Raw genomic sequence first — 25,660 nt, 5'->3', positions numbered from 1 at the left:
GTCCTCCTTGGGTTAAACGGGCATACAGTATTTATTGATATAGTGTCAATTAAGATTCTTACCTCGATGGAGGCGGTTGAAACTGGCCTCGGATATGCTGCAATACGTTTTGAGCGGGGAAAGCGGTCAAACCACCCCTGTTTGACGGGCCAGAAAACGCTGGTCGAATGGGCCGGGAGACGCTTGTATCCAGTAAGCCCGCATTGCGCCCAGCTTCGGAACGTTCGACATACCGCCGCGTTTCATAACGAGCACCGCTACGCGAAGGAGGCACGAAATGCCGCATGACCACGGCCACGCGCATATCAGCGCGCAATCAGGCGACCGGCGCGTCTCCGTCGCGATCTGGGCGAACGCGCTTCTGACCGTCGCGCAAATCATCGGCGGTATCCTGTCCGGCAGCCTCGCCCTGATTGCCGATGCACTGCATAATTTCTCCGACATGGCATCGCTGCTGATAGCCTTTGCCGCGCGCAAGATTGCGCGGCGGCCTGCGGACGAAGACATGACCTTCGGCTATGGCCGGATCGAGATCGTGGCCGCCCTGATCAATTACACGACGCTGATCCTCATCGGTTTCTATCTGATCTACGAAGGTGCGATGCGCATGATCGACCCGCCCCAGGTGCAGGGCTGGACGGTCGTGATACTCGGCACCGTCGCGCTGATCGTGGACAGCCTGACGGCCTGGCTTACCTGGTCGATGCAAAAGGGCAGCGTGAACATACGCGCACTCTTTCTGCACAACCTGTCGGACGCGCTCGCCTCGCTCGCGGTCATCGTCGGGGGGACATTGATCATCCTCTACGATCTGCGCTGGGTCGATCCGGTGATAACCATCGGTATCGCACTCTACATATTATGGCTGGCCTTCACCGAAATCGGCGGTCCGATCCGAACACTCATGCTGGGCAGCCCGCCAGAGATGGATGGCAGCAAGGTGGTGGAAACAGTGCGAAGCGTCGAAGGCGTAAGCGACGTGCATCACGTGCATCTGTGGCAAATGCAGGAGCATGAGGCAGCGCTTGATTGCCACGTCGTCCTGACGGCGGAGGCCTGGTCGCGCATCGAGACCGTGAAGCGAGAGATCAAGGATCGCCTGCGTGACCGCTTTGCCATCAACCATTCAAGTCTGGAGTTCGAGCATCAGGACCGCGCGCATGATAATGCTGAACTCTACGGTCACGGCCAAGAATAGCCAACGGATCCATTTGTCCGAAAGACCCGGATCGAACTTGCCTGCCCTCGGAACCCGCTCTGGCGGAAGCCAATGTAGTGCGGACGCAAGGCCAAAGATCCTCGGTTCAGATGTAAGAAAATCAATCCGACGACTCTTCGTCCTTCGCAGCTTTCGGCGCGCCACGGATCAGCGTGATGACGACATAGGCCAGCAACACCCCGGTCATCCCCAGGATCGTCGCGCTGATCGGGCGGTCAATGAAGATCTGCAACCCATCGCGTGAGATCAGCAGCGACCGGCGAAGGTTGTTCTCCAACACGGGGCCGAGGATCATGCCGATGATGATTGGCGCAAGTGGATAATTTGCGCGGCGCAACAGATAGCCGACCGCCCCGAACACCAGCATGACCCACAGATCGAAGACCGAGTTCTGTAAAGCGTAAGTCCCCATCGTCGAAAGCAGGATCACGGCGGGCAGCAGCCACGCCTTCGGAAGCTTCAGCACGCTGCCGAAAAACGGGACCAGCACGATCCCGGCGATCAGCAGCACGATATTGCCAATGAGATAGGCGATGAAGATGCCCCCCGCGATGTCGGCGTTGTACTGGAACAACTCCGGCCCCGGAAAGAACCCCAGAAGAAACAGCGCCGCTAGCAAAACCGCTGTCGAGGCGTCACCGGGGATGCCAAGCGACAGGGACGGGATCAGCGCGCCCCCGCAACAGCCATTATTGGCCGCCTCGGTCGCAACGACACCGCCCTCCGCGCCCTCACCGTAGCCTTCGTCCGGCCCCGCAAGACGGCGCGCGACAGCATAGGAAACAAAGGCGCTGACATCCCCGCCAGCGCCCGGAATAGCGCCCATGAACGTGCCGATCATCGCCGAGCGGACGAGGTTGACCTTATGCGCCAGGATCAGCCGCAATGCGCGGAACGACACCCTGAGCCGCTGGATCTTCGGGCTGGCGGTTAGGTCGCCGCCTTCGATCTGCACGAAGACCTCGGAGAGCGCGAACAGGCCGACAACCACGGGAACGATATGCGGGCCGCTCGTCAGGTTGAAGTTCCCGAAGGTGAACCGATAGGCGTTGGTGAACTCGTCGGTCCCCATCGTAGCGATGGCCAGTCCGAAGGCCCCCGTGACCATCCCCTTGATCGTCGAACCCTCGGATACGATCGCGATGGTCAGAAGCCCGAAGAGCGCCATCGCGGCATATTCCGGCGGGCCGAAGCGCAGCGCGAACGCCGCAAGAAGGGGCGAGAAAAACAACAGCACGCAACCGGCGAGCAGCCCGCCCAGCGACGAAGCGATGATCGACAGCCCGATAGCATCCTGCGACCGCCCCTTCTGCGCCATCGGATAGCCGTCGAACAGCGTGGCGGCGGCGAGGGGCGTGCCCGGGATCCGCAGCAGGATAGCCGAGATCGAACCACCGGCCGATCCGCCGACATAGATCGCGATCAGCATCCCCATCGCCGGAATCGGCGGCAAGTGAAATGCCACCGGCAGCATCAGAACGATGCCCATCAGCGGCCCCAGCCCGGGCAGGACTCCGATGAACAGGCCGGCGACAATCCCCGCCGCTGTCAGCAGCACCGCCTGCCACGTAAAGAACAGCGGTGCACCCTGAATGAGAAGGTCAAGCATCCGGTCAGCCGAACAATGTGATCTCGAAGAGACCGACCGGCAACACGACGTTAAGCAGCCCCTGGAACACCGCCGCCACGAGCAGCGATATCGCCACACCGCCCGCGACCGCGACGGGGATCGAGAGTCCGAGCAACATCATCGTCGTCGCCATCATGACCGGCGTGACGAGGTGATACCCCAGCCACGGCAGCAAGAGCAGGTAGGCGACGAAGACCGCCGCCACGACACAGGCAAGCCGCGTCGTGGGCGTCGGCGCCAGCGGGGAAGGCGCGGAAATGCGGCAGAGCGCGATGCGAACTCCGTTCACCGCCGCGAGGCCGAGGAGGAGCCAGGCGATCAGTCGGGGGAAGCTGGCCGCGTTCTCCATGGGGCCGCCGCCCGCCACGCCCTGTTCTTCGAGTGAGGTGGCGGCCTGCCAGAAAATGACGAGCGGCAGCGCCAGAAACAGCCCCCACACGATCCAGTCATAGGAATAAGCCCGTAGACGCAAGATTTTCTCCTCCCTCAGACGCGGCGGCGACGCCACAACTTACATGTTGTCGAGCTGCTCCTTCTCCCACGCGATGGCGTCGATGCCGCCTTGCAGCTGCTCCGCGACCGGGCCGACGATCTCCTCATACTGCTCAGGGGAGAACAGCGTCGGCACATAGCCCATTTCGAGGAGCCGGTTCTGTGTTTCCTCGTCGTTCATAACCGTGCCCATGGCCTCACGCAGGGTGGCGACGACGCCCTCTGGCGTGTCGCTGCGTACGAGCCACCAGTTCCAGCCCATCGGAGACAGATCGGTCATGCCCATGTCCAGCCCGAACGACCCGATCAGCGGCGCACCGCCATAGGTCTCGGACGACCGTTCGAGGGTCGAGAGGACGCCGAGAATCTTCACGCTGTCCTTGTTGACGGTGTAGACCCCCGGATTGATCACAATGAAGTCGAGGATGCCGCTGCGCAGATCGCGAACCGCGTTGTCGATTTCCGGGTAGGGGACAAGCTGCGCGACGGCGTCGCTGTTCTGCATGACCTTGGCCACCACCATATGCGGCAGCGCCCCGGCATTGCCCGGCGAATAGCGCAGATCGCCCGGATTCTGAGCCGCATAATCGAGCAGCGCAGGCAGATCCTCGAATCGGTCCTCATCCGCGCGCACGGCGATGGCGAAGGCGTTGGAGGTGGCGGACCACAGCGGCGTGAAATCCGTATAGCTCCAGTCCGCGTTGCCCTGCATCGGCTGCAAGACGAGAGGTGCGACATAGCCGTCGAAGATCGTGTAGCCGTCCGCCGGGCGTGACATCGCCGTCTCGAACGCCTTCACACCGCCAGCGCCCGGTGTCGAGACGACCGAAATGTTGACGCCAAGCTCATCCCCCATCGCGTCGGCGATCACCTGGCTCGCCGCCATGGTCGCGCCGGGCGCCCAGGGGTAGATGTTCTCGATATTCCGTTCAGGGAATTCGGCCAGCGCGGGGCTGGCCAGTACCGTGGCGCTGAGCGCGACGGCTGCAATCTTGTTAAACAGTGTCATGTAGTTCCTCCCTTTTTTTGGTCTGTGTGGAAACGTCGAGGTTGTACCAGCGGTACACTTCCTCGGGCGTGTCGTGGTCTTGTAGAACCGCGATAGCTTGCGCCCGCAGGCGCGCAGCGATGTCCGGAGCGTCGACGGGGCATTCCTGGGCAGGATCATCGACCAGATCGTAAAGACGCGTGCCGACATCGTCGAAGCCCAAACCGTCATTCATCGGCACACGGGGCGCGTCCGGCAGGGCCGCAATCGACAAAAGCGGCACGCCCTTGGTGAAGTCGAACCCCTGCGACAGTTCCGCAGTCTTCAACTCCGCGACCGAAAACGGGCCGTTCATGTGCTGTGGCGCCAGCGTGTATTCACGCAGCCCCGGCGCGCGCCAGTCGGCGGGGTAATGGTAAAGGACATGCTGACCGTCCGTCATCCCGATCGGCCCCCCGAAAACGCCAAACACCGCGACATCGCGGCCACCGGAGGCGGGCCCTGCCAGCACGTCCGCCAGATCATGCGAGCGGGCTTCGGGCGGCACGGGCGCATCGTGCAGCCCCAGAAGCGTCGGCATCAGGTCCATTGTCTGGGTCACCGCATCGGTCCGCTGCCCCGCCGCCTGCGGAAAGCGCGGGTCATGGATCATCAACGGGATGTGGCTGACTTCCTCATAATAGGGCATCCGGCATTTGCCCCACCAGTCATGCTCCGACAACAGGAAACCATGATCCGTGGTCAGGATCAGAGCCGTGTCCTCCCACATCTCGTGGCGGTCCAGATAATCCAGCAACTTGCCGAAATAGGCATCGCACATCGCCACAAGTGCCGCGTAATTGGCGCGGATCGTTTCGATCTCTTCCGGGTTTTCCGCCACGCGTTCATAGCGCGGCCAGTCCAGAACCTTGCCCGCCGACGCGACATAGGCGTCTTGATAGTCGGCGGGGGCGTGAAAGGGTTCGTGCGGATCGAAGCATTCCAACATCAGCAGCCAGTCATCGGCCTCACGGTTCCTGTCGAGGAACTCGAACCCTGACGCGAAGCATTTCGGCCCTGGAAAATCGGCTTCGTCCCGGATCGTTTCACGGTTGACCATTGACTGAAAACGCTTGCTATCACGGGTTATCGGATAATGACGCGCGTCATACATTTCGCGAAAGCGATCCAGAGGCGGTTTCACCATGGCGACCCAGGGATCGTATTCCTGCCCGCGGATGAAGTCCCAGCTGTTGAAACGGGTGTGAAACCCGGCGCCGCCATCCTCGAAATAATGCAGGTGATCGCTGATCAGGTGGCTGTAGGTGCCTTTGGATTTGAGGATCTCGGCGAAGGAATTGTCGAATGGTTCCAGCGGCCCCCAGCTGCGATGCGTGAAATTCAGTCGCCCGGTGTGCAGGTCGCGGCGCGCTGGCATGCAGGGCAACGATCCGACGTAATGCCGGTCGAAGGTCATGGCTCGCTCGGCAAACCGGTCGAAATTCGGCGTTTTGACGGATGTGCCGCCATAAGCGCCCAATGCGCTCCGGTTCAAGCTGTCGAAAAGTACGAAAATCGTGCGCATCTGTCCCCCTTGCGGGAACGGTCTCACGGTGTATGAGTAAAGAAAAGTATATATTTCCAGTGTCGGTATAAGTAATATTTATTGATGATAAACCCTCTCGTAACTCGCAAACTCCTTCATTTCGTCGCGGTCTACGAAAGTGGCAACATCGCGCATGCCGCGGCGCAGATCGGCATTTCCCAGCCCGCACTCAGCATGAGCCTGCGCCAACTGGAGGACGAATTCGGCGCGGAACTGTTTCGCAGGCAACCGCGCGGCGTTTCCCCGACCGCAGCGGGTGAGGTGCTGTATCGCTATGCCATCAGCATCCAGCAGGGCGCGCGGCTCGCGAGGGAGGAAGTCGCGGCCATGGGAGAGGGCAAACTGAGCCGCCTGCGGTTGGGGGCCGGGGTTGCCTGGACCACGACGGTTCTGCCCGATGTCCTGATCGACTTGCAGGCGCAGTTCGCCGGGATGACGATCGACATGATTACCGGCGTGGGGGATCAACTTGCCGGGCTTTTCCTTGCGGGTGAGATCGACGTGTTTCTTGCGGCGGGGTCGATCCCGGCGCTCAACTCGCACGAAATCGAAACCGAATTCATCGCCAATCTGCCCATGCGGGCAGTGGCGGACAGCGACCACGCCCTGGCACGGATGGACCGGGTGACGCCCTCCGATCTGGCCGCGTGGTCCTGGGCCGGATTTTACGAAGACGAAGGTTTCTTCCACCTTTCGCAACATTACATGGCTTTGCGCAATCTGCCGGCGCCGAAGATCGCGATCCGCACGAATTCAGCCGCCGCGCTGACCTCGCTGGTGCGCGCGTCGGACATGGTGGCGGTGCTGATCTCGCCACTGGCCCGATCGGCCTGCCGCGTTGGACTGAGCGAACTTCGCCTGGCGGAGCCACTTTGGGACATGCCGGTCAACATCTACTATCGCCAGGTGGCGGCAGACCTGCTTCCGATACGGTTTTTCCGTGAGCAGATAGGCCAGAGGATCCGAAGCCTGGTTCGAGAGCCGTCTTTTGAGGAACGAAACCCATGAAATGCAGTTGCGCATTCGTGATGCCGACACATCTTGCACGCGCTGGCAATGCTGCACGTGCGCGTGTACAAATCTGTCTCCGAACCATCCGCCTGAACGAGGTTGTCCTGTGAACATACCCCTCTGCGACCGCCGTCGTTTCCTCACGCTTGCAGGCGCGGCCGCGCTGACCGGATGCACACCGCGGGGCAGTTTTTCCGTCGCGCCGCAATCCGACGTCGCGGCGGGCATTCAGGAACTGTTGGTTGCCACGTCACGTGTCGCCGATCCCGCGCCGATCGCCTATGGCAAAGCCCGCGCGGAGCAGATGGAATTTGCACGGCTCGCGATCTCGATCCCACCGACCCACCAGCCTGGAGAAATAGAATGGCCACCGGTGCGCTTCGTCGATCCCGCACGGCATTTCGCTCTTACCAGCGCGGACACCATGCCGGATATCGAGGCTCTTATCCAAGCCGCGCGGGCCGCTGCGGCACAGTCCGATGAAGAAACGGTGCTGTTCGTCCATGGTTACAACAACAATTTTGCCGAAGCCGCCTATCGTCACGCCCAGATCGCCTGGGATTACGAGATGCGGGGGCCACAAATCCACTTTGCCTGGCCGTCGGCCGGGGATCCCCTGGAATACGCCTATGATCGCGACAGCGTGCTCATTGCGCGCGATGCTCTTGCTACTTTGCTTACCGCGCTTCTGAAAGAAGATGGGCTAAAGGTATCCCTCGTCGGCCACTCGATGGGATGCCATCTGATCATGGAAACCTTGAGGCAAATCGCGCTGAGCGGCAGGCGCGATACGCTCGACAATCTGGCCTCCATCGCATTGATCTCACCCGATATCGATCTGGATCTGTTTCGGTCCCAGATTCGCGCATTGGGTGAACCTCCGCAGCCCTTCATTGTCGCGGTAGCGCGCAACGACCGACTGCTGCTCCTTTCCTCCGGTATTTCGGGAGGGGCGGAGAAGCTCGGCTCCGTTGAGGATCTCGATCAGCTTGATGAACTCGGAGTTTCCACAATTGATATGACCGGGCTGGGGAACAGGGGCGGAAATCACTTTCTGCCCGGAACATCGCCCGCCGCAATCGCCCTGATAAAGGGGCTGCGCGATATTGAGCCGATTCCTTCCAACTCCCTGTCTGTCGGACCGGTCAGCATAACTTTGGGCAACTGAAGATGCGCTGACCTGTCCGAGGGCACGAAAACCGCGACCACGATTCAGACCGCGCGTGCAACCCTTCCGGCTTCGCACTTGCACCTTTACTTCGCGGGCGCAGCATGGCTACTTTTACCCTCATGGCTCAGAATTTATCCATCGTTGTCGTCGAGGAGGATCGCGAGCGTGCGCTCGTCATCGTCGATGCGCTGCGTGAGGCGGGGGATTATGAGATCCACGTGCTCGGCTCACGCACCGGGCTTGCCCGCCAGATCAAGGCGCTGTCGCCCGATGTGGTGTTGATCGACATTGAAAACCCCTCCCGCGATATGCTCGAAGAGCTTGCCATCGCCTCCGACCCGATGGAACGTGCGGTGGCGATGTTCGTCGACCGCTCAGACGAGGGGCTGTCGGACACGGCGATCGAGGCGGGCGTGTCGACCTATGTGGTGGACGGGCTGCAACCGCAGCGGCTCAAACCCATTCTGGACGCGGCCATCGCGCGCTTTCGCATGTTCCAGCGGATGCGCACCGAGCTGGCCGAAACCAAGAAGGCGCTGGAGGAACGCAAATTGATCGACCGCGCCAAAGGCATGGTGATGAAGGCCCGAGGCGTCGATGAGGACGAGGCCTACGCCATTCTGCGCAAAGCGGCCATGGATCAAGGCAAACGATTGGCTGACATCGCCGCCTCTCTGGTCACTGCGGCGGGACTGCTATCATGAGAAGCCATCCCGTGACGCTCGGCTTCATTCCATTGATAGACGCGGCACCGCTGATTATCGCCCACGAAATGGGCTACGCGCATGAGGAAGGGCTGGATCTGACCCTGTCGCGGGCGCCGTCCTGGTCTGCCTTGCGCGATATGCTGCGGCTCGGCCGGGTCGATGCCGCGCACATGCTCGCCCCCGTGCCGGTTGCCGCTGCCCTTGGCCTTGGCGGTGTCGAGGAAAAGCTGTCGGCGGTTTCGGTACTCAGCGTGAACGGCAATGTGATCGGTGTAAGCCGCGCGTTGGCCGCACGCCTGCGCGATCAGGGGCACAGCTTCGGTTTTGACGACGCATGGGATGCGGGCCGCGCGCTGATCGCGGCGGCGGACAAGCCATTGCGCATCGGGGTGCCGTTTCCGTTCTCCATGCATGCGGAACTTGTTTATTACTGGCTCAAGACGCTCGGCATGCCCGCGCCCGAGGGGCTGATCGTGCGCGTCGTCCCACCCCCCCACATGGGGGAGGCGATCCGCGCGGGAGAGATCGACGCCTTTTGCGTAGGTGAGCCATGGGGCAGCCATTCCGTGGAAAGCGGCGTCGGGGAACTGCTGTTGCCCTGCTCACGCATCTGGGCCTTCGCGCCGGAAAAGGTGCTGGCGGTGCGCGACGCCTGGATTGAGCAGGAACCTCGGGTCGTGCAGGCACTGATCCGCGCGCTGTGGCGGGCGGGGCGCTGGCTGGCCAATCCATCTTCGCGCGCATTGGCGACGGAGTTTCTGTCGCGCTCGCAATGGCTGAACCTGCCTGCCGAACTTCTGGATCGTGCACTCAGCGGTACTTTCGTGACCTCGCCCGATGGTACGATGCGGCGCACGTCGGGCTTTGTCGAGTTCCACCGGGGTGCCGCGAATTTTCCGTGGCGCAGTCAGGCGGAATGGATCGCCTCGCGCCTTGCCAATCGCGTCGGCCTCGACCCGGATCAGGCAGCGGAAAAGGCGCGCTCGACCTTTCGCAGTGACATTTATCGCGCCGCGATGGCGAACACCGGCGCTGATCTGCCCGGCGCATCCGCAAAACTGGAAGGCGCCCTGAGCGAGGATACGCCTGTCGCCTCCCGCGCGGGCCGCCTGATTCTGCCGCGCGACTGCTTCTTTAACGGTGAGATTTTTGAGCCACTGCTTAAATAGCGATCAATCAAGCCCCAATTTTCGCCCATAAATTACACAATTCAGGTAAGGTGCACGCATAGGTGCATTTTTCTGTTGCGACTGCGAAGTCCTGTCGGTTTAATGAAGGTGTTGGAAGGCAATGGCGCCTCCGGCACGAAATTCGCCCGGTAGCAGGGCAGTATCAGAGCAAAGCCGCTCGACACGTTTGCCCACATTTGGGCGAGGCGTGTCGGCGGCTTTTTTTATTGCCCGACGGATCGGGCGATCCACCAACGTTTCGGAGAATCTCCATGAAGAAACTGCTCATTGCATTGGCCGCGACCACAGGCATCGGCTCCCCCAGCTTTGCCCAAATGCTGGAGCTTGAGACCGATATCCTGACCTTCGGCTTCATCAAGTTGACTGACATGGCGCCCCTCGCGGTGGCCTACGAGCAGGGTTATTTCTTTGATGAGGGCCTGTTCGTGACCCTTGAGGCGCAGGCCAACTGGAAGGTTCTGCTCGATGGCGTGATCGACGGTCAGCTTCAGGGTGCGCATATGCTCGCGGGCCAACCGCTCGCCGCCACGATCGGCTACGGAACCGAGGCGCATATCGTCACGCCCTTCTCGATGGATCTGAACGGCAACGGCATCACCGTATCAAACGAGGTGTGGGACATGATGCGCCCGCACGTCCCCTCGATGGAGGATGGACGCCCCCAGCACCCGATCAGCGCCGAAGCTCTGATCCCGGTGATCGAGGATTTCAACGCGCGCGGTGAAGCGTTCAACATGGGCATGGTGTTCCCCGTCTCCACCCACAATTACGAACTGCGCTACTGGCTGGCCGCAGGCGGGATCAGCCCCGGCTACTACTCCCCCGATAACATCACCGGCCAGATCGGGGCGGATGCATATCTCTCCGTCACCCCGCCGCCGCAGATGCCCGCCACTTTGGAGGCTGGCACGATCTCCGGCTACGCCGTGGGGGAGCCGTGGAACCAGCAGGCCGTGCGCATGGGAATCGGGGTGCCGGTCATCACCGATTACCAACTCTGGCGCAACAACCCCGAGAAGGTCTTCGGCATGTCCGCCGAGTTCGTGGAGGAAAACCCCAACACGACCCTGGCCGTCACCCGCGCCCTGATCCGGGCCGCGATGTGGCTCGACGCGGATGACAACGCCAACCGGGAGGAAGCGGTCCAGATCCTCAGCCGCCCGGACTATGTCGGCGCCGATGCAGAGGTGATTGCCGCCTCCATGACCGGCACGTTCGAGTTCGAGCCGGGCGACGTGCGCGACATTCCCGATTTCAACGTCTTCTTCCGCTACAATGCGACCTATCCCTATTATTCCGACGCGGTCTGGTATCTGACCCAGATGCGCCGCTGGGGTCAGATCGCCGAGCAGCAGCCCGACAGCTGGTATGATGAGGTCGCCCGCTCGGTCTATCGCCCCGACATCTATCTGGAGGCCGCACGCTCCTTGGTGGACGACGGTCTGGCAGATGAGGCTGATTTTCCATGGGACACCGATGGCTACCGCGCGCCGACACCTGCGGCCGATATCATCGACGGCATTCCCTATGACGGCCGTGCGCCGAACGCCTATCTCGACAGCCTGCCCATAGGTCTGCACGGCGATCAGCGCGTCGTTGGCGATGAAGTACAGGGCTAAGGCCCGCTGCGTGTCCGGGCCGCACCGCTGGCCCGGACCTGTCCCCTTGAGCCGGAAGGTATTTGAACGATGATCACCGCCGACCCACAAGTCGAGATCGAGGCCGCCCGCGCGGCGCGGCGCGCCCGTCTTTTCACGCGCATCAACGCCGTGGATAAATGGTTGCAGGTTCTGGGCCTTGCCTGGCTGACCCCTGTTTTCAAGGCGGCAGCGGGCGATAATCCCCGCGCGCAGATGGGCGAGATCTGGCGCCAGCTTGGCGTGCCGCTTCTGGCCATTGCCGCCTTTCTGATGATGTGGGCCACGCTGGCCCCCACGGTGCAGACCTCGCTGGGCGCGATCCCCGGTCCGGGCGCAGTGTGGGAGGAAGCCGTCAACCTGCACGAAGATGCGCGCGCCAAGGCCACACGCGCCGAGCAGTTCCAGACCCAAGTCGATGCCCGCAACCAGCGCATGATCGAGGCGGGTCGCCCCGAGGACGTGCGCGATGTGCCCTATACCGGCGCACCCAGCTATTACCAGCAGATCTGGACCTCGATCCAGACGGTGTTCTTCGGCTTTCTGATTGCCACGGCCATCGCGGTGCCGCTGGGCATCGCTGCGGGCCTGTCGGCGACGGCAAATGCAGCCCTGAACCCGCTGATCCAGATTTTCAAGCCGGTCAGCCCGCTTGCCTGGCTGCCCATCGTCACCATGGTGGTCTCGGCGGTTTACACCACGAATGACGGTCTGTTCGCGAAATCGTTCCTCGTCTCCGCGATCACCGTGACGCTGTGTTCGCTTTGGCCGACGCTGATCAATACGGCGCTTGGCGTGGCCTCCATCGACAAGGATCTCGTCTCCGTTTCCAAGGTGCTCAAGATGAACACCTGGACCAAGATCACCAAGCTGGTGTTGCCCTCCTCATTGCCGCTGATCTTCACCGGGTTGCGGCTCAGCCTCGGCGTGGGCTGGATGGTGCTGATCGCGGCGGAGATGCTCGCCCAGAACCCCGGCCTCGGCAAATTTGTCTGGGACGAGTTCCAGAACGGTTCATCGTCGAGCCTGGCCAAGATCATGGTGGCGGTCTTCACCATCGGGATCATCGGCTTCCTGCTCGACCGGGTGATGTATGCGCTGCAATCGCTCTTCACCTTCTCGAAAAATCGGTGAGCGCCATGGGTATCCTGACATTCGACAATGTTTCCAAGGGGTTTGGAGGGGGCGCCCATCGGGTGGAGGTGTTGAAAAACATCTCCCTCGATGTGGCGGAGGGCGAATTCGTCGCGATCCTCGGCTTCTCGGGCACCGGCAAATCCACCCTCATGAACCTCATCGCGGGGCTGGAATCCCCCGACAGCGGCACCGTCACCTTTAAGGGCGCGCCGATCACCGGGCCGGGGCCGGAGCGGGGATTGGTCTTTCAGTCCTATTCGCTGATGCCGTGGCTGACGGTGCAGGGCAATGTGATGCTCGCGGTGGAGGCGGTCTATCCCAAGCTTTCCAAGTCCGAAAAGACAGCCAAGGCCGATCACTATATCCAGATGGTGGGTCTGAGCCACGCGGCCACGCGCCGCCCGGCCGAATTGTCAGGCGGGATGCGTCAGCGCGTCTCCGTCGCTCGTGCGCTGGCCATGGACCCCGAAATGCTGCTGCTTGATGAGCCGCTTTCGGCGCTCGATGCGCTGACACGAGCCAATCTGGCGGATGAGATCCTCGATATCTGGGAGCAGGACAAGAAGACCTGCATCCTCATCACCAATGATGTGGACGAGGCCATTCTGCTGGCCGACCGTATCGTGCCGCTCAACCCCGACGGAACCTTGGGGGAGCCGGTGAGCGTCACCATTCCCCGCCCGCGTGACCGCATCGCGATGAACAGCGATGAAACGTTCAAGGCGCTGCGCGCGCAGGTCACATCCTACCTCGTGGACGTGGGCATCGAGGCGAAGATCGAGGAAACCCGGACCCTGCCCAGCGTAACCCCGATCCACGGGATGCCCAGCGCGGTGGCGGCTGCCGGTGCCTCCGGCGTGACCGAGCGCTATGTCGATTTCTCGCAGGTGCACAAGGTCTATCCCACCCCGAAGGGGCCGCTTACGGTGGTCGAGGATTTCAACCTCAAGCTTCGCAAGGGGGAGTTCGTCTCCCTCATCGGGCATTCGGGCTGCGGCAAGTCCACGGTGCTGACCATGGCCGCGGGATTGAACGAAATCTCGAAGGGCGTGATCGCCCTCGACGGGCGCGGCGTGCTGGGCGCGGATCCCGAGCGGGCCGTGGTTTTCCAGTCACCCAACCTGTTCCCATGGCTCAGCGCGAAGGAAAACGTCGCCATCGGTGTGGACAAGGTCTATCCCCGTGCATCGCGCGCCGAACGGCAGGACGTGATCGAATACTACCTCGAACGGGTCGGACTGGCCGATGCGATGGACAAGCAGGCCAGCTCCCTCTCCAACGGTATGAGGCAGCGGGTCGGCATTGCCCGTGCCTTTGCGCTCAGCCCCAAACTTCTGCTTCTGGATGAGCCGTTCGGCATGCTCGACAGCCTGACCCGGTGGGAGCTGCAGGAAGTTCTGATGGAGGTCTGGTCCCGCACCAAGGTCACGGCGATCTGCGTGACCCATGACGTGGACGAGGCGATCCTGCTGGCCGACCGCGTGGTGATGATGACCAACGGCCCACAAGCGACCATCGGCAAGATCACCGAGGTCGATCTGCCCCGCCCCCGCACGCGCAAGGCGCTGCTGGAGCATCCCGATTACTACACCTACCGGCAGGAAGTGTTGGATTTCCTCAAGGAATATGAGCACGGCGCCAAGCCAAAGACATCACCCGCCCCCGCGGCGGTAGCAGCGGAGTGAACGATATGAGCAAACAGAAACTCGTTATCATCGGCGCAGGCATGGCCACGGGCCGCGTGCTTGAACACCTCACCGATTCAGGTGCGGACGGGGATTCAGGCGTAGACTGGGACATCACCCTGTTCAACGCCGAGCCGCGCGGAAACTACAACCGCATCATGCTGTCCCCTGTCCTGTCGGGCGAGAAAACCTATGAGGACATCATCACCCACGACGAGGCTTGGTATGTCGAGCGCGGGGTGACCTGCCGCTTTGGCGAGCGTGTGATGCAGATCGACCGCGAGGCCAAGGTCGTGCGCGCGCCGAACGGCGATGTGCCCTATGACAAACTGGTGCTGGGCACAGGCTCCGACCCATTCATCATCCCCCTGCCCGGTCATGATCTGGACGGTGTGATCGCCTATCGCGACCTGGAAGATACCCAGAAGATGATGGAGACCGGCGCAGGCAAGCGCGTCGTCGTCATCGGCGGCGGATTGCTGGGGCTGGAGGCGGCAGCCGGCATGGCCGCACGCGGCGCCGAGGTCACGGTGGTGCACATCATGGGCCACCTGATGGAGCGGCAGCTGGACGAGGCGGCAAGCTATCTGCTCAAAACCTCGCTGGAGAAAAAGGGCATCACCATCCGGCTGATGGCGAACTCCACTGCCATTCTGGGCGAAAACGGCCATGTCCGCGCCCTGCAACTGGACGGGGGTGAGGAATTGCCCTGCGACCTGCTGGTCATGGCGGTGGGCATCCGGCCCTCCGTCACGCTTGCCAAGGACGCAGGTCTTGCCGTCGGGCGCGGCGTGCATGTGGACGATCAGCTTGTCACCTCGGACGAGGACATCCTCGCCGTGGGTGAATGTGTCGAGCATGACGGCGCGGTCTTCGGCCTCGTCGCGCCACTCTACGATCAGGCGAAGGTCGCGGCGCAGACGCTGATGGGTCAGCAGGCGGTGTTCATGCAGAAAACCCTCTCCACCAAGCTGAAGGTGACAGGCTGTGATCTGTTCAGCGCCGGTGATTTCGCAGAGGGCGAAGGCCGCGAGGATATCGTCTTCCGTGACCCCGCGCGCGGCATCTACAAACGCCTCGTGATCGAGAATGACACGCTGGTCGGCGCTGTGATGTATGGCGACACGGCGGATGGCAACTGGTTCTTCGGGCTGATCAAGGACGGCACCGACATCGCGGAGATGCGCGAAACCCTGATCTTCGGCCCGGCCTTTCAGGGGGGCTCCCCCGCGGACCCTCTCTCAGCCGTTGCAGCCTTGCCGCTTGATGCGGAAATCTGTGGCTGCAACGGCATTTGCAAAGGCAAGATCGTGGAGGCGATCGGCGCGGGATCAGGCGATCTGGCGGCCGTGCGCGCAACGACCAAGGCCAGTGCGTCCTGCGGGACCTGCACGGGACTGGTGGAACAATTGCTCGAAGTCACGCTCGGCGATGACTACGCCGCACCCCAGTCCGCCGCGATCTGCGGCTGCACCGATCTCAGCCATGAGGATGTGCGCCTGCTCATCAGAACCAAGGAGCTGAAATCCCAGCCCGCCGTCTGGCAGGAACTTGGCTGGACCACGCCCAATGGCTGCCATGTCTGCCGCCCCGCAGTGAATTTCTATCTGATCGCAGATTGGCCGGTGGAATATCAGGACGACCCGCAAAGTCGCTTCATCAATGAGCGTAAGCACGCCAACATCCAGAAGGACGGCACCTTCAGTGTCGTGCCGCGCATGTGGGGCGGGATCACCAACGCGGCCGAATTGCGCGCAATCGCCGATGCGGCGGATAAATACAATGTGCCAACTGTGAAGGTGACCGGCGGCCAGCGCATCGACCTGCTGGGCGTCAAGGGCGAGGATCTGCCCGCCATGTGGGCCGATCTGGGCCGCGCGGGCCTCGTATCGGGCCACGCCTACTCCAAGGGTCTGCGCACGGTAAAAACCTGCGTCGGCACCGATCATTGCCGCTTTGGAACGCAGGATTCCACCGGCCTGGGCATCCGGCTTGAACGCGCATTGTGGGGCAGCTGGACACCGCACAAGGTCAAGCTGGGCGTATCGGGCTGCCCGCGCAATTGCGCGGAGGCGACCTGCAAGGATATCGGCATCGTCTGCGTGGACAGCGGATATCAGATCGGCGTCGGCGGGGCCGCAGGCATGGACCTCAAGGAAATCCAGCGCCTGACCGAGGTGGAGACGGAGGAAGAGGCGATGGACGTCATCATTGCCTTTGTCCAGCTCTACCGCGAGCAAGCCAAATATCTCGACCGGATCTACAAGTGGATCGACAAGGTCAGCCTCGATTGGACGCGTGAGCGGGTCGTCGATGATATCGAGGAGCGTGCTGCACTGGTCGCGCGGTTCGAACTCTCCCAATCCATCTATCGCCGCGATCCCTGGGCGGATGAGGCCAAGAAGGCTCAGGCGAAATACGAACCTCTCGCAGATCTGACATTGGAGGCGGCGGAATGAACTGGCTCGACATAGGCGCGGTGGACGATATCCCCCTGCGCGGCGCACGCATCGTAAAGACCAAGGCAGGCTGCGTGGCCGTTTTTCGCACAGACGTGGAGGAGGTCTTCGCGGCCTCCAACACCTGCCCGCACAAGGCCGGCCCGCTGGCCGAGGGGATCGTGCACGGGCAAAAGGTCACTTGCCCGCTGCACAACTGGGTGTTCGACCTGAACACCGGGCAGGCGCAGGGCGCGGACGAAGGCCGGATCGACACCTATCCGGTGCGGATCGAGACGGGCCGCATCCTGCTCGACGCAACGAAGCTGCTGGCCCGGCAAGCGGCATGAGCACGCCGCGCGACATCCGTTCCACCTGCCCCTATTGCGGTGTGGGATGCGGGGTTTTGTTGAGCCCGGACGGTGCGGGCGGCCTGGCCGTGCGCGGCGACCCTGAACACCCGGCCAATCACGGGCGGCTCTGCTCAAAGGGCACCGCCCTGGGTGAGACGCTCGGATCCGAGGGCCGCCTGCTGACCCCCCGGATCGGCGGGCAAACAGCCGACTGGGACACCGCGCTCGATCTGGTGGCGGGCAAATTTACGGACGCGATTGCCGAACACGGGCCCGACAGCGTGGCCTTCTACGTCTCCGGCCAGTTGCTGACGGAGGATTACTACGTCGCCAACAAGCTGATGAAGGGTTTCATCGGTTCTGCGAATATCGACACGAATTCACGGCTTTGCATGTCCTCCACCGTGGCGGGACATAAACGTGCCTTCGGGACGGACACGGTGCCGGGCACCTATGAGGATCTTGATCAGGCCGACCTTGTCGTGCTGGTCGGCTCCAACCTCGCGTGGTGCCACCCGGTGCTGCACCAACGCCTGCTGGCCGCGCGGCAAAGGCGCGGAACCAGGATCGTCGTCATCGACCCCCGCCGCACGGCAACCTGCGACGGGGCGGACCTGCATCTTGCCCTTGCGCCCGGCTCTGACGTGGCCCTGTTCAACCACCTTCTGGCCGAAATCGACCGCACGGGCCACGTCTCCACCGACCTTGCGGCCACGGTCACCGGGTTCGAGGCGGCTCTGGCGGCCGCCCTGGCGGATGATGTCGGGGTCACCGGCCTCAACCCCGACGACCTCGCCACGTTTTGCAAGCTGTGGATCGGCACCGAAAGGGTCGTCACCGTCTTCTCCCAGGGCGTGAACCAGTCCAGTTCCGGCTCCGACAAGGTGAACGCGATCCTGAATTGCCATCTGGCGACGGGGCGGATCGGCAAGCCGGGGATGGGGCCGTTCTCCGTTACCGGCCAGCCCAACGCCATGGGCGGGCGTGAGGTCGGCGGACTGGCCAACATGCTTGCCTGTCACCTCGACCTCGAAAACACCTCCCACCGTGCGGCGGTGAGCGGGTTCTGGGACGCGCCCGTACCGCTTCCCGATGCACCGGGGCTCAAGGCTGTGGATATGTTCAGGGCCGTGGGCGACGGGCGCATCAAGGCCCTGTGGATCGTCCACACCAATCCCGCCGTGACCATGCCGGATGCCGACGCCGTGGCCGACGCCATCGCGGCCTGCCCCTTCGTCGTGGTCAGCGACATCACGGGCGATACCGACACCGCGCGACTGGCCGATGTGCTGCTGCCCGCCGCCGGTTGGGCCGAGAAATCAGGCACCGTCACCAATTCGGATCGCACCATCAGCCGCCAGCGCGCAGCTTTGCCCGCCCCCGGCACAGCACGCCCCGACTGGCGGATCATGGCGCAGGTCGCACAGCGCATGGGCTGGCGTGACGCCTTCGATTGGCGGAGCGAGGCGGAGATTTTTCGCGAATATGCACGCCTTTCCGCAGTCGCAGCCAGCTTCGGCCGCGATTTCGACATTTCCGCCCTCGCCGATCTGGATGAACCGGGCTACGACGCCCTGCCCCCCACCCGCTGGCCCGCCACAGGGCGCGGTAACGCGGAGCGTTTCTTCGCGGACGGGCGCTATTTCCACCCTGACGGAAAGGCCCGGATGCTGCCGCTGACCCATCGTGCGCCGGCCGCGCGGACCAGCCCGAAATATCCGTTTCGCCTTAACACCGGCCGGATTCGCGATCAGTGGCATACTATGACACGCACGGCACGCGCGCCGCGCCTGTCGGCGCATCTGGGCGAACCCTTTCTGGACATTCATCCCGATGATGCGGCGGACCTCAACCTCATCCCCGGTGCGCTGGTCACGGTGGCCAGCCCAACCGGCCGCACGATTTTCCGCGCCCGCCGGACCGATGCCGTGGCACCCGGTCAGGTCTTCGCCCCCATCCACTGGACCGGCGACACGGCCCCGAGTGCCCGCGTCGATACACTGGTCCCGGCGGCATATGACCCCGTGTCAGGTCAGCCGGAAAGCAAGGCGGCAGTGGTTTCGGTCACACCCTTCAGGGCCGCTTGGTACGGCTTTGCCATCTCTGCCGGTCCCATCACACCCGACAGCACCTATTGGGCCCGCGCCCGCACACCCCAGGGGTGGCGGGCGGAGCTGGCAGGCGCTGCACCATTGGGTGATGTAGAGACGATGGGGCGCGCGCTCTTTGCGCTGCCCGACAGTGACCTTCAGCAGATCAGCGACCCTGCAAAGGGCCAGCACCGGCTCGCCTTTCACCGCGATGGCGTGCTGGAGGCCGCGCTATTCCTCTCACCCACCCCGGTGGTGGCGATGCGCGATTACCTGGCCCAGCTGCCGGGAACGGACGCGCCGACCGTGCTGTCGGGCCGCCGCCCCGGCGATCAGGCTGATCCCGGCCCAGTGCTCTGTGCCTGCCTTTCGGTCGGGGTGAACACGATCCTGTCTGCAGTCGAGTCCGGCGAGCTTCTCACCGTGGAATCGATCGGCGAGGCGCTTGGAGCAGGCACCAATTGCGGCTCCTGCCGCCCCGAAATCGCCGAACTGATCTCGCGTGCCCGCCGCCCGCTTGCCGCTGAATAAGTCCCGCCAAGGAGTATTGTGATGAAAAGCTTTCCCATGTTCATCCGCACCACCGACCGCCGGGTCGTCATCGTCGGCGGGGGGGAGCAGGCGGCACAAAAGACACGCCTGATCCTCAAGACCGATGCACGTATCATCCTGGCCGCGCCCAGGCTGGAGGACGAACTGGCAGGCGCCGTCGCGCAAGGCACCGTGGAATGGTCCGCAAGCCCCGTCACCCTGGCCACGTTCGAGGGAGCCGCCATGGCCTTCATCGCCACCGGTTGCCCGGCTCACGATGCCGCGCTTCATGCATTGGCCACGGCGGCGCGGTGCCCGGTTAACGTGGTGGACCGCCCCGACCTGTGTGACATCACCACGCCGTCGCTCGTGGACCGCGATCCGGTCGTGGTCGCCATCGGGACGGAGGGCACCGCCCCCGTGCTCGCCCGGCAGATAAAGACGCAGATCGAGCAATCGCTGGCCCCCACGCTGGGCGGACTTGCCGCCTTTTCCGGTCGATTGCGCGGGGCCGTGGCGCGCGACATCCCGCGCGCGCGGCGTCGTGCCTTCTGGGCCTGGGTTTTCAACGGCTCCCCGCGCCGCAAGTGGATCGCGGGGCAGGAACATCACGCAATCACCGAGGTGAAATCGGCGCTGGAGGCAGGCGGCACCTTCCAGCAGGAGGCCAAAGGCTCCATTGCGCTGGTCGGTGCCGGGCCGGGCGCGCGCGACCTGCTGACCCTGCGCGCGGTGGAGCGGTTGCAGGAGGCGGATGTGATCTTCTACGACCGGCTCGTCAGCGAAGACGTGCTGGAGCTTGCCCGCCGCGATGCCGAGCGTGTTTTCGTCGGCAAGGTCGTGGGCGCACATGCCTGGCCGCAGGAGCGGATCAACGCCGTCATCGTGGCCGAAGCGCGCAAAGGTCGCCGGGTCGTCCGCCTGAAATCCGGCGATCCGGGCATTTTCGGGCGCGCGGCTGAGGAAATCGACGCGGCCCGTGAGGCCGGAATAGACGTGGAGATCGTGCCGGGCATCACCGCGGCCTGCGGGGCCGCCGCCGCCGCCGGGCTGCCCCTGACGGAGCGCGGCGTTGCCGATACGCTGGTGCTGGCCACCGGCATGGCGCGGGAGGGCGCGGCCCTGCCCGATACGCTGCGCCATAGCGGCCCCGGCACCACCACCGTGCTCTACATGGCCGTGGCCCAGGCCCCCCGCCTGAGGGATGAGTTGATGGCAAGTGGCCTGCCCGCACAGGCGCAGGTGACAATCGGGGCCGACATCTCCAAGAGGTCGCAGCAGGTTCTCAAGACCACGATCACGGCCCTGCCCGACACCTTGGCCGAACATGGCATCACCGGCTGCGCCGTGCTGATCATCACTTGGCCGGCGGCAGCCGTGACGCAACAGGGCATACCGGCGGCTCGGCCCCTGCTCGCAACCGTTTGAACGTTGGCGAAGGTCTTCACCGCCCACGGGCTGTAATGTCTCAGGCGAAATACTCCGCCTGAGACAGTGGCGACGTTAGCCGACCAATGCGTTGTCCACCCGCTTCACCGTCACAATGGACGAGCGGGGAAGCGCGCCCTCACCATCAGGAAACGGCGCGGCAGGGTGCTGGATGCCCACGAACATCGTGCGGCGATCAGCCGACCAGGTAAGGCCCGTGACCTCTGATCCATTGGGGCCGGTGAGGAAGCGGCGAATCTCGCCCGTCACAGGATCGCCGGCCAACATCTGGTTGTTGCCCATGCCCAGGAAATCACCTTCGTTATCGTCGTTTCCATCGGTCTGGATCCAGATCATGCCGGTGCTGTCGATCTGCATGCCGTCAGGGGAGTTGAACAGGTTGCCAGCGTTGATGTTGGCCGTGCCTGCATACAGCCCCTCGATATAGACCGTGGGGTTGCCCGCCATGACATAGAGGTCCCAGTCAAAGGTCGACGCCGCGTGATCGTCGTAATGCGGCCGCCAGCGCACGATCTGGCCATAATTGTTGACCTCACGCGGGTTGGGCGCGTTCACCACCATCGGCTCGCCCGCGGCATTGGTACGGACGGACCCATCATCGTTCGTCGCGCCCCGCCGTGAGTTGTTGGTCAGGCAGCAATACGCCTCGATCGCAGTGGGGTTCACGGCGATCCATTCGGGCCGATCCATGGTGGTCGCGCTTACCTGAGTCGCCGCAATCCGGGTGAAGATCGCGATTTCAGCGGCAGACATGCCGGTATCCTCTGGGGTCAGGGCGATCCATGTGCCGGTCATATCGTCATTGAATTTGGCAACATAAAGCTGACCTTCGCTCAGCAAGGTCGAGGTATCCCCGCCCGGGGTGTACACATCGCGGCTCACCCACTTGTACATGTATTCGCCACGTTCATCATCGCCCATATAGACCACAACGCGGCCATCCGGTGCGACGACCGAAGCTGCGTTCTCATGCTTGAAACGGCCCAGAGCGGTGCGTTTGATCGGTGTCGAGGTGGGGTCTGAGGGGTCAATCTCCACGATATATCCGGCGCGGTGCGGCTCGTTCGGCTCCTTCGACAGATCGAAGCGGGCATCGAATCCATGGTAGTTGTAGCGGCCCGGGTCGATCTCGGTATTCACGCCGTAGCGTGCGAAACCGTCGGCTGTTGCGTCCTCCAGTGACAGTTCAGACGTGGTTCCGAAATAGCCGTTGAAGTTTTCCTCGCAAGTCAGATAGGTGCCCCACGGTGTGCGCCCCGAGCCGCAGTTGTTGAATGTGCCCAGTGACGTGGTGCCGGTGGGATCGGCGCTGGTTTTCATCAGGTCGTGGCCAGCAGCCGGGCCGTCGATCTGCATTGGTGTGCGGTGGTGGATGCGACGGTTATAGGGGCTGTCGACAACGACCTTCCATCCTTCGTCGCCCTCGGTCACCTCCATCACGGTCACGCCCTGAAAGTTCTGTAGCCGCGTCACATCATCGGCTGAGGCTGGTTGGCCATTCTGTTCCGCAGGCAGGTTGATCCCTCCGTTTACGTATTCGGAATTCACAACCAGCAGCTCTTTCCCGCCGATGACGAACAGCTCCATCCCATCGGTGTTTTCACCGAAAACACGATCGGAACCTTCGGTGGGGATACCCGTGGCCGCATCGAAGGCGGGCGCGTCCGAGAACAGCGGATCGCCCCAGCGCGCCAGCACGTCCCAGCGATAGCCATTGGGGACGTGGACGGTGCCGTCAGTCTGCGGGGTGATTTGCTCGAAAGCGAACCGAGACGTTTGCTGCGCCTCAGCGGCAGTGCCCGTCAGCACGCTGGCACCCATGACAGCGGCGCCAGAGCCAAAGGCCAATGCCCCGCCCAGAAAGCCCCGGCGAGAGATTGCGCTTTCGACCACAGCGTCGAAACCCTGTATGGTGGGACGCGGGAACTTCAGCTCGTCTTCATCATCAAAAGACAATTCATCATAGTTAATGTGGGACATATCCTGGCTTCCTGATCGGGTGCTACTGGCCCGAAAACTAGGAGGTGATATCGACAGTTTTGTAACAGGACTGTTTGGGATTTGTGAAACCCCAGGGCTGGCATCCCGGGCGCTCATCTTCAAAAACTGGAGTTGGAACTCCCCCGGTGTGATGAACACTTTTCACATGATGAAGCAGGGTGTTTATGAAGCAGGGTGTTTTCATGCCCAGAACGAGGAACCCGTAGGATGCCCGCCTAACCCGGCGCGGTTCACAAGGGCGAGCCGCTTTTTCGGCAGCCAATCCTTGCACTCACTGCCATGGGCTGCGCGGAGTTTCGGCTTCGCCGGTTCCGGGTTCGCTTTTGCCTCACTGATAGCGGCGCGCGAGTGTCGCGCAGGCCGCCATCAGTGAGAGAGCGTAGGGACCCATCCCAGAAGACCTCCGCCTTCCTACGTGGTCGGCGTTCCGTCCGCCGTCGACAGTAAGCCTGTCGGCTACAAAAAGCTGGGCAACCAGAGGGCCAGTTCCGGGAAGAGAAACAGCACGAACAGAACCAGGATTTCGAGGCAGATGAACGGGATCGCTGCGCGGTAGATCGTCAGCATCGATATCGACTCCGGCGCCACGCCGCGCATCACGAACAGCAGGAGGCCGAATGGTGGCGTCAAAAGGCTGACCTCCATCACCACCAGGAACAGGACGCCAAGCCAGAGCATGTTGACGTCTTGAGCCAGCGCAATCGGCAGGAAGAAGGGAAGAGTGACCAACAGCATGCTGACCTGATCCATGAAAGCGCCCAGGAAGATCAACACGAGTAGCATCATCAACACCGCACCGAAGGCCGTCAGGTTCATCCCTTCCACGAACCCCAGCATCCCCTGGATCGCCCCCGAAAGGGACAGGAGCTGAGAGAAGGTGGTGGAACCGGCGACGATGAGCAGGATCATCGAGGCAACCTTGGCGGTCTCGGAGAGCGCGACCCCCAGGACTTCGAAGGACAGTGACCGGTAAGCGATCGCTGCGATCACCGCGGCCATGCAGCCGATTGCGGCCGCCTCGGTGGGCGATGCGATGCCGCCGAAGATGCTGCCCACCACGGCAACGAAGATCAACATCAGGGGCAGGACGTAGACCAGAAACGGGCGCCATCTCTGGCTGAGCGTCAGATCGTCAAAGCTTTCCTGAACCGGCGCCAGTTCGGGGTTGATTGTGCACCGGATCAGGACATAGCCCAAGAACAGCACTGCCATCAGGATACCGGGCACGAGGCCGGCCACGAGGAGCGACGAAATCGGAATATAGGCGAGACTGCCCAGCAGGACCGCCAGCGCTGAGGGCGGGATCAGCATGGCAATCCCCCCTGTCGCCATGATTGGTCCCATGGCGATGCCCGGATTATAACCCCGTTTGAGCATGTCAGGCAAAAGAACACCGCCCATCAGCGCCGTGTTGGCAATGGTCGAGCCGGTGAGCGATGAAAAAATGGTTCCCCCGGCGATCGCCACCACCGACATGCGGCCGGGAACGCGCGAGATCAGAACATCGACCGCGTTGATCGCCCGGAAGGCGACCTTGGACTGGAACAGGATCTCTCCCATCAGCAGAAACAGGACGACGGGCAGGAAGGAAAACTTGGCGACCGATTCGAACATTTCGCCGGACAGGAATTCCAGCGAGGCGGTGCCCCCCATGAACAGCGTCATGCCGATCAGGTTCGCTCCGATGAAGGAAAAGGCTACGGGCAGGCCGATGGCCATGCCGAAAGCGATGATGGCAAGCATCAACAAGAGTGCGAGATACCACTCCATGGTCAGAATCCTCCCGAGATTGACGCCGTTTCGGCGTCGTCCGACTTGTTGACGACGATGCGCAAGACAAATTCGATGGCGAGAAGCACGAACGAGATAGGTATGACCGCAAGCAGGGGCCATTCCGGGATCACCAGGCTCTTGTAGATCTGGCTGCCGTGTTCGAACGAGTTGTAGGCGGCCCCCGCGCTGAAGTAGGCGATGAACAGACAGATCGCGAGACCGACAGAGTCGGCGACCAGGTCGAGCGCACGAGCGCCCGCACGGGGCAGGGTCTTGGAGAGGATGTCGATCCTGACATGGAGTCCAAGACGGAGCACCCAGGGCGCGGCCGCGAAAGCGCCCACATAGATCGCGTATTCCGCCACCTCCCCGACCCACTCGACCGTAGGTATGCCAAGCAGGCGCAGGAAGATATTCATCGAGACCGTAACGGCGATGAACCCCACCGCGCCGCCAAAGAGCAGCACAAACACCTTGAGCGCACTGTCGTATACCGCGCGAACACGTCCTAACATTCCAGACACACCTCCCTATTCTAAGCAAATTCATATGAGACATGCACGTGGCCGCAAT

19 protein-coding genes are annotated in these 25,660 nt (G+C 62.7%); 12 read left to right on the top strand and 7 right to left on the bottom strand.

Annotated elements, in window-relative coordinates; translation table 11 throughout:
- The first annotated feature begins 277 nt into the window (after positions 1–277).
- Positions 278–1,198 (top strand): cation diffusion facilitator family transporter, encoded by a 921-nt coding sequence (locus H1S03_RS08265; protein ID WP_185804003.1) that lies wholly within the window; start codon positions 278–280, stop codon positions 1,196–1,198.
- 121 nt (positions 1,199–1,319) lie between these two features.
- Here H1S03_RS08265 and H1S03_RS08260 read toward each other — a convergent pair whose 3' ends face one another.
- From H1S03_RS08260 to H1S03_RS08245, 4 genes are read right to left on the bottom strand one after another with little or no spacing between them, the layout of a single operon-like run.
- A complete protein-coding gene (locus H1S03_RS08260; protein ID WP_185804002.1) occupies positions 1,320–2,828 on the bottom strand; it encodes a tripartite tricarboxylate transporter permease in 1,509 nt (502 codons plus the stop codon).
- A 4-nt stretch (positions 2,829–2,832) separates the two neighbouring features.
- Positions 2,833–3,321 carry a tripartite tricarboxylate transporter TctB family protein gene (locus H1S03_RS08255; RefSeq protein ID WP_185804001.1) on the bottom strand — a complete coding sequence of 163 codons (489 nt, stop codon included), beginning with the start codon at positions 3,319–3,321 and terminating at the stop codon, positions 2,833–2,835.
- A gap of 39 nt (positions 3,322–3,360) precedes the next feature.
- Positions 3,361–4,350 (bottom strand): Bug family tripartite tricarboxylate transporter substrate binding protein, encoded by a 990-nt coding sequence (locus tag H1S03_RS08250; protein WP_185804000.1) that lies wholly within the window; start codon positions 4,348–4,350, stop codon positions 3,361–3,363.
- The gene (locus tag H1S03_RS08245) at positions 4,337–5,893 is read right to left on the bottom strand and encodes a sulfatase (RefSeq protein WP_185803999.1); all 1,557 of its coding nucleotides are present in this window, start codon (positions 5,891–5,893) and stop codon (positions 4,337–4,339) included. The genes H1S03_RS08250 and H1S03_RS08245 overlap by 14 nt, the downstream gene beginning before the upstream one ends.
- An 84-nt stretch (positions 5,894–5,977) precedes the next feature.
- Here H1S03_RS08245 and H1S03_RS08240 point away from each other — a divergent pair, with 84 nt between their 5' ends.
- The 11 genes from H1S03_RS08240 to cysG all read left to right on the top strand — a co-directional run bounded on the left by H1S03_RS08240 (position 5,978) and on the right by cysG (position 21,292).
- Complete coding sequence (locus tag H1S03_RS08240) at positions 5,978–6,922, top strand: LysR family transcriptional regulator (protein WP_185803998.1); 945 nt, start codon at positions 5,978–5,980, stop codon at positions 6,920–6,922.
- A 307-nt stretch (positions 6,923–7,229) separates the two neighbouring features.
- A complete protein-coding gene (locus tag H1S03_RS08235; RefSeq protein WP_249777852.1) occupies positions 7,230–8,093 on the top strand; it encodes an alpha/beta hydrolase in 864 nt (287 codons plus the stop codon).
- 122 nt (positions 8,094–8,215) lie between these two features.
- Positions 8,216–8,800 (top strand): ANTAR domain-containing response regulator, encoded by a 585-nt coding sequence (locus H1S03_RS08230; protein ID WP_185803996.1) that lies wholly within the window; start codon positions 8,216–8,218, stop codon positions 8,798–8,800.
- Complete coding sequence (locus tag H1S03_RS08225; RefSeq protein WP_185803995.1) at positions 8,797–9,972, top strand: CmpA/NrtA family ABC transporter substrate-binding protein; 1,176 nt, start codon at positions 8,797–8,799, stop codon at positions 9,970–9,972. Before H1S03_RS08230 ends, H1S03_RS08225 begins: the two co-directional genes overlap by 4 nt.
- 272 nt (positions 9,973–10,244) lie before the next feature.
- On the top strand, positions 10,245–11,612 hold the full coding sequence (locus H1S03_RS08220; RefSeq protein WP_185803994.1) for a CmpA/NrtA family ABC transporter substrate-binding protein: 1,368 nt from the start codon (positions 10,245–10,247) through the stop codon (positions 11,610–11,612).
- A 69-nt stretch (positions 11,613–11,681) separates the two neighbouring features.
- Complete coding sequence (locus H1S03_RS08215) at positions 11,682–12,764, top strand: ABC transporter permease (protein ID WP_185803993.1); 1,083 nt, start codon at positions 11,682–11,684, stop codon at positions 12,762–12,764.
- A gap of 5 nt (positions 12,765–12,769) precedes the next feature.
- Positions 12,770–14,452 (top strand): ABC transporter ATP-binding protein, encoded by a 1,683-nt coding sequence (locus tag H1S03_RS08210; RefSeq protein ID WP_185803992.1) that lies wholly within the window; start codon positions 12,770–12,772, stop codon positions 14,450–14,452.
- Between the two features lie 5 nt (positions 14,453–14,457).
- Entirely contained in the window at positions 14,458–16,911 is a 2,454-nt protein-coding gene (nirB, locus tag H1S03_RS08205) for a nitrite reductase large subunit NirB (RefSeq protein ID WP_185803991.1), read from the top strand.
- Positions 16,908–17,240: a nitrite reductase small subunit NirD gene (gene nirD, locus H1S03_RS08200; RefSeq protein ID WP_185803990.1), complete on the top strand. Its 333-nt coding sequence runs from the start codon at positions 16,908–16,910 to the stop codon at positions 17,238–17,240. The genes nirB and nirD overlap by 4 nt, the downstream gene beginning before the upstream one ends.
- The gene (locus tag H1S03_RS08195; protein WP_185803989.1) at positions 17,237–19,864 is read left to right on the top strand and encodes a nitrate reductase; all 2,628 of its coding nucleotides are present in this window, start codon (positions 17,237–17,239) and stop codon (positions 19,862–19,864) included. The genes nirD and H1S03_RS08195 overlap by 4 nt, the downstream gene beginning before the upstream one ends.
- 21 nt (positions 19,865–19,885) lie before the next feature.
- Positions 19,886–21,292 carry a siroheme synthase CysG gene (gene cysG / locus H1S03_RS08190; RefSeq protein WP_185803988.1) on the top strand — a complete coding sequence of 469 codons (1,407 nt, stop codon included), beginning with the start codon at positions 19,886–19,888 and terminating at the stop codon, positions 21,290–21,292.
- A gap of 75 nt (positions 21,293–21,367) precedes the next feature.
- Here the strand turns inward: cysG and H1S03_RS08185 are convergent, their stop codons facing one another.
- The 3 genes from H1S03_RS08185 to H1S03_RS08175 form a co-directional block, all read right to left on the bottom strand.
- Positions 21,368–23,293: a PhoX family protein gene (locus tag H1S03_RS08185; RefSeq protein ID WP_185803987.1), complete on the bottom strand. Its 1,926-nt coding sequence runs from the start codon at positions 23,291–23,293 to the stop codon at positions 21,368–21,370.
- Between the two features lie 477 nt (positions 23,294–23,770).
- On the bottom strand, positions 23,771–25,084 hold the full coding sequence (locus tag H1S03_RS08180) for a TRAP transporter large permease (protein WP_185803986.1): 1,314 nt from the start codon (positions 25,082–25,084) through the stop codon (positions 23,771–23,773).
- 2 nt (positions 25,085–25,086) lie between these two features.
- On the bottom strand, positions 25,087–25,602 hold the full coding sequence (locus H1S03_RS08175; RefSeq protein WP_185803985.1) for a TRAP transporter small permease: 516 nt from the start codon (positions 25,600–25,602) through the stop codon (positions 25,087–25,089).
- Between the last annotated feature and the right edge of the window lie 58 nt (positions 25,603–25,660).

The organism is Pontivivens nitratireducens (assembly GCF_014235845.1).
Classification (GTDB): domain Bacteria; phylum Pseudomonadota; class Alphaproteobacteria; order Rhodobacterales; family Rhodobacteraceae; genus Pontivivens; species Pontivivens nitratireducens.
Note: the sequence above shows the minus strand (reverse complement) of the source record. Positions and strands in the feature narration are given on the sequence as shown.

Bases quoted from the DNA above. Each gene is read 5' to 3' on its own strand.
- H1S03_RS08265 (WP_185804003.1), top strand. From the start codon at position 278: ATGCCGCATGACCACGGCCACGCGCATATCAGCGCGCAATCAGGCGAC.
- H1S03_RS08260 (WP_185804002.1), bottom strand. From the start codon at position 2,828: ATGCTTGACCTTCTCATTCAGGGTGCACCGCTGTTCTTTACGTGGCAG.
- H1S03_RS08250 (WP_185804000.1), bottom strand. From the start codon at position 4,350: ATGACACTGTTTAACAAGATTGCAGCCGTCGCGCTCAGCGCCACGGTA.
- H1S03_RS08245 (WP_185803999.1), bottom strand. From the start codon at position 5,893: ATGCGCACGATTTTCGTACTTTTCGACAGCTTGAACCGGAGCGCATTG.
- H1S03_RS08240 (WP_185803998.1), top strand. From the start codon at position 5,978: ATGATAAACCCTCTCGTAACTCGCAAACTCCTTCATTTCGTCGCGGTC.
- H1S03_RS08235 (WP_249777852.1), top strand. From the start codon at position 7,230: ATGGAATTTGCACGGCTCGCGATCTCGATCCCACCGACCCACCAGCCT.
- H1S03_RS08230 (WP_185803996.1), top strand. From the start codon at position 8,216: ATGGCTCAGAATTTATCCATCGTTGTCGTCGAGGAGGATCGCGAGCGT.
- H1S03_RS08225 (WP_185803995.1), top strand. From the start codon at position 8,797: ATGAGAAGCCATCCCGTGACGCTCGGCTTCATTCCATTGATAGACGCG.
- H1S03_RS08220 (WP_185803994.1), top strand. From the start codon at position 10,245: ATGAAGAAACTGCTCATTGCATTGGCCGCGACCACAGGCATCGGCTCC.
- H1S03_RS08215 (WP_185803993.1), top strand. From the start codon at position 11,682: ATGATCACCGCCGACCCACAAGTCGAGATCGAGGCCGCCCGCGCGGCG.
- H1S03_RS08210 (WP_185803992.1), top strand. From the start codon at position 12,770: ATGGGTATCCTGACATTCGACAATGTTTCCAAGGGGTTTGGAGGGGGC.
- nirB (WP_185803991.1), top strand. From the start codon at position 14,458: ATGAGCAAACAGAAACTCGTTATCATCGGCGCAGGCATGGCCACGGGC.
- nirD (WP_185803990.1), top strand. From the start codon at position 16,908: ATGAACTGGCTCGACATAGGCGCGGTGGACGATATCCCCCTGCGCGGC.
- H1S03_RS08195 (WP_185803989.1), top strand. From the start codon at position 17,237: ATGAGCACGCCGCGCGACATCCGTTCCACCTGCCCCTATTGCGGTGTG.
- cysG (WP_185803988.1), top strand. From the start codon at position 19,886: ATGAAAAGCTTTCCCATGTTCATCCGCACCACCGACCGCCGGGTCGTC.
- H1S03_RS08185 (WP_185803987.1), bottom strand. From the start codon at position 23,293: ATGTCCCACATTAACTATGATGAATTGTCTTTTGATGATGAAGACGAG.
- H1S03_RS08180 (WP_185803986.1), bottom strand. From the start codon at position 25,084: ATGGAGTGGTATCTCGCACTCTTGTTGATGCTTGCCATCATCGCTTTC.
- H1S03_RS08175 (WP_185803985.1), bottom strand. From the start codon at position 25,602: ATGTTAGGACGTGTTCGCGCGGTATACGACAGTGCGCTCAAGGTGTTT.